The organism is Coriobacteriia bacterium (assembly GCA_034370385.1).
GTDB lineage: Bacteria > Actinomycetota > Coriobacteriia > Anaerosomatales > PHET01 > JAXMKZ01.
Genome location: JAXMKZ010000022.1, coordinates 112,700 through 118,806, shown reverse-complemented (window position 1 = coordinate 118,806; position 6,107 = coordinate 112,700). Strand labels below are relative to the sequence as shown.

Annotated in this window: 1 protein-coding gene; it reads right to left on the bottom strand. The window is 62.3% G+C overall.

Going from position 1 to position 6,107, the window contains the following annotated elements:
- Nucleotides 1–6,087: NHL repeat-containing protein (locus tag U1E26_05395; protein MDZ4169070.1), on the bottom strand; the 6,087-nt coding region annotated here is incomplete at its 3' end.
- Nucleotides 6,088–6,107: the final 20 nt, after the last annotated feature.

The window sequence follows — 6,107 nt, the reverse complement described above, 5'->3', positions numbered from 1 at the left end:
CTTCGTCCCCGAGACTTCGACGCGCAGGGTGTGGCGCCCTTCGGTCAAGGTGCCCGAGCTCCAGGCCACCTGCCTGTACTTCAGGCCGTTGTTGTAGAGGTCGACGTCGTGGGAAACGCCATCGAGGGTGACCTTGGCGATGCCGTAGGACCCGCCCTTGATCGCGACCAGATCGATGCTCGTTCCCCAGAACGACACGTCGAGGGTCGAGCTTGTCACCGAGCTGAAGCGGTAGCTGCCGCCCGAGGCACCTCCGTCGGAGTTCTGCGACCAGGTGCCGGTGTAGCTCGTCATCGTCTCTTGCTCGAATCTGGTGCCCATGCGTACCGTGGCTAGCTTGATGGACTCGACGTTGCCGACCGCGTCGGTACTGAACCACTCGATGGTGTGGGTGCCGAGCATGCTGCCCGGGACCGTCAGAACTGTGCCGGTCGTCCATGTTGAGCCGTTAAGCCGCCACTTGGTGAGCGCGACGCCGGACTGCGTGTCGGTCGCCGTGAGCGAGACTGTCGCGGTCGAGCTGTACGTCGTGATCAAGGCGTTGCTCGTCGTCACCGGTGCAGTGGCGTCTATGCGTACCGTGGCCGTGCGGGTCGACTCAATGTTGCCGACAACGTCGATTGCCCGGTACTGCAGCGTGTGGACGCCGCCACCCAGAATCGCGATGGGTCCGGCCGTGGTAGCCACCGGGGAACCGTCAAGCGAGTACTCGATTCTCTCTACGCCGGAGAGGGTGTCGGTCGAAACCACGTTGACGGTGGTGTCCGAGGCGACCCAGCTGGTAGGTGCGTCGTCTGTGGATGACGGCGGAGTGGAGTCGAGCAGAACGATGGCTTCCTGAGCCGTTTCGATGTTGCCTGCGGCATCGACGGCGTAGTACTCGATAGTGGTTGTTCCCTCGGCGGTGACCTCAACGGGAGCCGTGTAGGTCTGCTCCGGTGAGCCATCAACGGAGTAGACGATCTCAGCCGCGCCGGAGTGCACGTCGTGAGCTGTCAGTTCGACGGATACCGAACCTCCCACCCATCCCTCGGGTGCGTCATCGCTCGTGACCGGAGCCACGTTGTCGACCTTCACGGCGACCGTTGCGACGTCCGAGACGTTGCCCACGTTGTCGAGCGCGTAGTAGCTGAGCTCCGTCGTACCTTGCTTGCTGACTCGGACTGCAGCGGAGTACGTCGACGCCGCCGAGCCGTCAAGCGAGTACATGATCGCCATGACATCAGAACCTGCATCCGTGGCACCCAGTGTCACGTCGACGGGTCCTTGCACCCACTGCGCGGGCACATCGTCAGTCAAGGCGGGTGCTGTCGTGTCGACGAACACGCTGACTGGCTTGGTCGTCTCGACGTTGCCGGCGAGGTCGGTCGAGAAGTACTCCACCACGTTCTCGCCTTCGCCTGACACGGTGAAGGGGACCGTGTAGGTCGTGAGCGCGCTACCGTTCACACGATAGCGCGTGGACGTGACGAACGTGTTGTCGGTAGCGACCAGGGACACGAGCTGGCCTGCGTTGTGCCAGCCGCCGATGACGTTGTCAGTAGTCGTCGGGGGAGTGGAATCTGAGGCCAAGGTCCCGACGATGTCAACAGCGTCCAGGCCGATGATGTTGCCGGTTGACGATGCGTTCCTCGAACTCAGCCACTCGATTGACAGAACATGCGCACCGGCGCTGAGGCCGGTGAACGAATGGAGGCGCTGATTCTGGGCGAGGGTGGCCGCATAGTAGTCAAGGACCACCGGCGAGCCGCCATCGATACTTACGCGTGCCTGTCCGTAGTTGGGACCCTTGGCACCGATCACGTCGATGCGGGTACCGTTGAAGGGGACGTAGGCCCAAGCGCCCGTCGTGCTGGCCGTTCTCCACGATCCGGCGGAATGGCTGCCGGTGGTATTGGTGGCCCATGAGCCGCGATAGAGCATGGCGGGCTCGGTCTGCTCATAGCGGTTGAGGATGGCGATGACCGCGGACTGGGTCGTCTCTGTGTTGCCGACGTTGTCGATCGAATACCACTCGAGGACGTGATCCCCCAGAGACGTGCCCGGAATCGAGACGGCGGTACCGGTGGTCCAGCTGCCCCCGTCAACACGCCAGCGCGAAGCCGCTACACCGGAGTGCGCGTCGGTGGGAAGCAGGGCGAACGTTGCGGTTGTCGTGTAGCTCCGTGCCGGAGGAATAGAGGTAACAGGGGCGACGTCATCGATCTTGACCTCGCACGACTTGAGGCTCTCGACGTTGCCGCGGTTGTCGTCGGCGTAGTACCTGATGGTCGTGATGCCCTGTGCCGTGACGGTGTAGGCGCCAGCATACGGAGTCGCCACCGTAGGTGTGGTCCCGTTCGAAGTCGCATACACGCCCTTGACGCCCGTCGTCGCATCGGTGGAAGCAAGACTGACGATGACCGGGCCTCTGACCCAGCCAGTGGGGGCCGTGTGTACGGTGATGGGGGGCGCGGTGTCGGCGACTTCGGTCAGAGCGCCCTCGATGCGCACCTCGTCGATGTTGACCTTTGTGCCATCCGACAAGGGATTCTTGTCACCGGTCCATTCGAGCTTGACCGTGTAGTCACCGTAGTCGAGGATGCCGGTCGTCCACGCCGGCGGGTTGTACGTGCCATCGCGCTCGTTGTTGCTGTAGAGGTCGACGAGCGCGGGTGGCACGTCGGTGTCGAGCAGACTGGCGCGGACGATGCCCATTCCGGGCCCCTTGCGCGCCGAGAGTTCCAGCTGCGTTCCCTGGAACGAGAGGAATGCGAACGACGACGTCGCATCCACGGATTGCACATCGCCGCTGTAGTCGGTTGCCCACGGGCCGCGGTAGACGATGCGTGAGTCGCTCGAATGGTAGGGCAGTGGGTTGAGCTTGATCTCGAACGTATAGCTCTGCTTCGCCTCAATGTTGCCAACGCTGTCAACCGAGTACCACTCGATGGTGTGGTAGCGACGCCAGCGGCTCCACTGGACTGAGAACGGAGCCGTGTACGTCGTATATGCTCCGCCGTTCACCTTGTAGTACGTGTTGGCGACACCGGAGTAGGCATCGGTGGGGGTCAGAGTGATGGGTGCGACGTCGGTATACGTGAAGACGGCATCACTGGTGGTTATCGGGGGCGAAGCGTCCACGTACACCGCAGCGGTCTTGGTGGCCTCGCGGTTGTTGTAGGAGTCAATGGACCAGTAATCGATGGTGGTTGTTCCCTCAGAGGTGACCGAGTGCGAGCCGAAGTACGTCTGCGGCCATGCTCCGTTCAGGGAGAAATGGGTCGACTGGACGGCAGAACTGGCGTCCGACGCAGCGAGCGAGAACGTGGCAAAACCCTTCTGCCATCCCGTGGGGGCGGTGATGGTGGTGACCGGAGGCGTGAGGTCCGGGGGGGACACCGCGATGGTCATCGTGTGGTGGGGAATCTCCTCATGGCCGGCACCGTCAACAGCCCAATACTCCAGGACGTAAGTACGATAGTCCGTCAAGTTGATCTGTACGCCGGTGATCACACTGCCGTTGTCCAGACGGTAGCGCGGCAGCGCGCTTGATAGGTTGTCCTGGGCGAACAGGTTGATGGTCGCCGGACCCGCATAGAACTCCACAGCATCTGTCCACGAGGTGGGTGGCGTGGAGTCCACGCGCAGGGTGCGTGTCTGGGTCGTCTCTTGGTTCTCCTGGTGGTCAATAGAGTAGAACGAGATCTCGTACTGGCCTTCGGCGAACTGGTGGGTGCCCGGGACGTACGGAATCCAGGGACCGCCGTCCACCGAGAGAACGGTTTCTGAGACACCAGATCCACCCACGTAGTCGGAGGCGGTAAGCACCAGCTCGCGCAGCGGCAGACCCTGCACCCATCCCGATTCGGGAATGTTTGAGTCGGTCGTGGGCGGCTCTTCGTCGGGCCGTTCGATAGAGACGTACAGGGTGTGAACGCCTTCGGAGTTCCCGGCCACGTCAGTTGAGCGATAGAAGATCGTGTAGTTACCCCAAGTCGGCAGATCGATCACGGTGCCCTCAGTGAAGCTCGGCTGGTAGTCGAAGCGCCACTCAGTCCGCTGGAGACCTGATCCTCCGTCGAAGGCTTCGAGGGTCACCGTGCCGGTGCCGATGGCACCGACCGGTACGTTCGCCGTTGTCTGGGGCTTTGTCTTGTCCAGCTTCAACGTCGCGGTCTGCGTGGCCTCTTTGTGTCCCAGCGGGTCGACGGAGTAGAACTGGAGGGTGTGGATGCCCTCGTCTGTGAAGAGCACTGGTGCCGTGTAGGTGGCCCAATCAGACTCACCGAGCTTGTAGTAGGTAGCCTCGACACCCGAAACGGTGTCCGTGGCAGTGAATGACACGAGCGTGTCCTCGGTGAACCAGTCATCACGGCGCTGATCCCACGTCGTCTGAGGCGGATCCTCGTCATACGGGGCTACCACGAACGAAACCTCGTGGGCCTGCTCAACGTTGCCTGCGCGATCGCGGGAGTGGTAGGACAAGTAGTGAGTGCCTTGTACGTAGGTGACGCGGGTCGTATCTGTTTGGAACACGCCGTCCAATAGTGACTCGGTCACCGCTACCCCTGACAGGGTGTCGGTGGCGATCAGCGAAATTGAGGCGAATCCGTAGTAGGTGGTTTCGACGCTGGCGAAGGTCTCAGGCGGCGTACCATCGAGGAAGATGCTCTCTTGGACCACATCCTCGATGTTGCCTATGCGGTCGACCGAGAAGTACTTGAGTATTCTCTCGCCCTCACCTTCCACGGTGATCGAGTCCACGTAGGACTCCGACGGGGGGCTGCCGTCAAGCGAGTAGTACGTGCCAGAGACCGTGGTGCTGGCGTCAGTGGCAGACAGGTGGAGCGAAATCGGAGGAATCGCCCATCCGCTCTCCCAGTTGGCCACCCAGTCGCTTACCGTGGTGGGGGGCGTGATATCCGGCTCTCCGGCATTAAGCCCGAACTTCCGTACCGCGCCATCGAAGAGGTACATGCCATCGTGGTCTAAGTAGTTCGTCGTCAAGACAGTGCCGTCTTGGTCGACGAGAATCTTCATGGGAGACGAGAAGACGAAGCCCGGGGCGGTCGTTGAGAATGCCCCGAGCCACTCTGCATCCTGAGTGAAACGGACGAAGCGGTCCTCGGTGTTCCAATCGAGCACGTACACGACGCCGAAGCTGTCGATATGCACATCGCGCGGGTTGTACAGGGAGTCTGTGGAGCCAGTGAAGTCGGCGGAGTACGATGCCACGAGGGATGCCTGCGTGCCCTCAACTGAGAAGTGCTTCACCCGGGAGTTGTAGCTGTCCGCGACCCAGACGGCTCCGGCGGTTGTGAGGAAGGATCCGGCCGGGTGGTCGAAGTCGGTGTCGCCGGTACCGGGGGTGATGCTGCCGATCGCCATCACGGGAACATCGGCTTGATTGAACTTCACGACACGGTTGTACGCGTAGTCGGTCACGACATAGGTGCCGTCGGAGGTGAACGCTATGTCGATCGGGCACTTGAACCGATCCATCGACTCGGTGACCTGGGAGAGATTAGTAGGACCCGGCTGGTTGTCGACGGGGTACTGACCGACCTTGGCCCCCGTGCTGGGGTTCACGATGATAATCCGACCGTCGCCTTCGCGCGAGTCCCACGCCTCGTCGCCGGTGACGCTCAGGTTGAGGCCGGCATCGGCGATGTAGAGTAGCCCGTTCGGCGAGAGCTTCACGTCCAAGGGGTAGCGCAACCCGAGCCCGTCGGAGTACACGTTGAGCACAACCCCTTCGGGGCTGTACTGGACGAGCCGTGCAGGAGCGTAGTCGAGCCCGGTCCAGTCGTTCTCGACGGTCCAGACGTTGCCCTCGACGTCGACGGCGAACCCTTCCGGAACCATCGTGGCCAGACCGGGGTCGTTCGTGTACACGGAACCGGTCACAGCGTAGGTGTCGGTGATCTGCGGAAGCGAGTACTCCGCGCTTGCCGTCAGCGGGAGGGACGCGACGATCACGGCGAGCGCCGCCACGACGAAGCGTGCCACATTCGACCCCTTGAGATGTGTGCTCAACACCGGTTCCTCCTCGATCGCCGGGCCCGTGCCCGGTGGTCCGTCAATAGCGCACAGGGCGCGCTGCATGCGCACCCCTCTTCTATATC